The 1,660-nt window shown below is 28.1% G+C and carries 1 protein-coding gene; it reads left to right on the forward strand.

Annotated features, from left to right (window positions below; genetic code table 11):
* Positions 1-75: 75 nt before the first annotated feature.
* Positions 76-1,479, forward strand: a complete 1,404-nt coding sequence (locus E4100_RS09255) for an ISLre2 family transposase (RefSeq protein WP_135271762.1) — start codon at positions 76-78, stop codon at positions 1,477-1,479.
* The last annotated feature ends 181 nt before the right edge of the window (positions 1,480-1,660 follow it).

The raw sequence follows: 1,660 nt of genomic DNA on the forward strand, positions 1-1,660 counted from the left end.
AAAAATATAGAGAATAATTCTCCTTTTGATATAATGTAATTGGAAAACCACAATAAAGAAAGGAGAATATTCTCTATGAATAATATTATACAATTAATAGCTGAAAAAGTTAAGAGGGAAATAGAAGAAAGTGTAATTAAAGTTATTGAAGGTGAGGTAAACCTCGATAATATCGTAGATTCAGTAGGAGAAATGGTAAATGATATTGGGACCAAAACTATGCTAGCAATAATTGATGAACTAAATGATATTATTAAAAAATCTCCCGAAAGAAGTAAGAAATATCATATTCATAAAAGTAAAGTAAGTAGAACACTAATTACTAGGTTTGGGGAATTAGAATTTGAAAGGTCATACTATAAAAACATAGAAAAAAACAATTATGTATATATACTTGATGAATTGCTAGGCATAGAGAAATATGAAAGAATAGAAGGAAATCTAAAAGGAGAAATTTTAGATAAAGCTGCAAATGTAAGCTATGAAAAAGCAGCAAAATTATCAACACCTGTACCAATAACTAGAGAAACAGTAAAGAAAATAATAAGAGAAAATGGAGTAATAGACAACCTAGAACTTGAAATAAAAGAAAAGAGAAAGGTTAACACAATCTACATAGAAGCTGATGAAGACCATGTTCCAATGCAAAATGGAAATAATAGAGAGATGAGATTAATTTATGTATATGATGATAAAACGGAAGTAAATAAAGGTAGAACAAAACTTGAAAACATAAGATATTTCACAGGAGAAATGCATCCAGAAGATATGTGGTTGGAGGTTGCAACATATATTGATGAAGCATATGATTTAGATTCAGTAGAAAAAATATATATAGCTGGAGACGGAGCAAACTGGATAAAATCTGGGACAAAGATAATTAAAGACAGTAAATATGTACTCGATCATTATCACTTAAGTAAGTATGTAAAAACAATAACAGCACATCTAGGAAGGCTTGACAATCCAATATGTATAGAAGAAGCCCTATGGGAATATATGAAAGCAGGGAATAAAAAAAGTACAATAGAAATAATAAATTTGGCAATAGAAGAAACACCGATGGGAAGTAAAAAAGAAAGCATGAAAAAAGCTAAAAGATATATATTAAATAATTGGGAAGGAATCCAAAAATTATTTGGAGAAGAAAAATATAGATGTAGTGCAGAAGGGCATATCAGCCATATACTATCAGACAGATTAAGTTCAAGACCAATGGGATGGAGTGTAATAGGGGCAGATGAAATAGCACGAATGAGAACCTACAAAGCAAATGGTGGTAGTATAAAAGAGTATTATAGAAAACTAAGGACTGAAAGAAGCAAGGAAGAAAAAAAACTAAAACAAGATGAAAAAATAATAAATAGCATAAAAAGAGCATATAACAATATAAATCCAGATATAATGATAGATATGCCATATATATCAAGGACAGAAGGTAGATGGCTTAAAGATATGCTTAGAAGTTCAAGTTTTTAAAGTTTAATATAATTTAAAATACAATATAAACAAGTACAAAATAGCCTATTACCTTAGGTTTATTAAGGTAAAGTAAAATTAAAATTACAAATTATTACAATATATGATTATGGAGCTATTATTCTAAATATTATTTAGAAAATTATTATTAGTTGTTTTCCAACAATTAATTGACACTATC

This window comes from Soehngenia longivitae, from assembly GCF_004684055.1.
Taxonomy (GTDB): Bacteria; Bacillota; Clostridia; order Tissierellales; family Tissierellaceae; genus Soehngenia; species Soehngenia longivitae.

Excerpts from the sequence above, each read along its gene's own strand:
- E4100_RS09255 (WP_135271762.1), top strand. The coding sequence starts at position 76 with ATGAATAATATTATACAATTAATAGCTGAAAAAGTTAAGAGGGAAATA.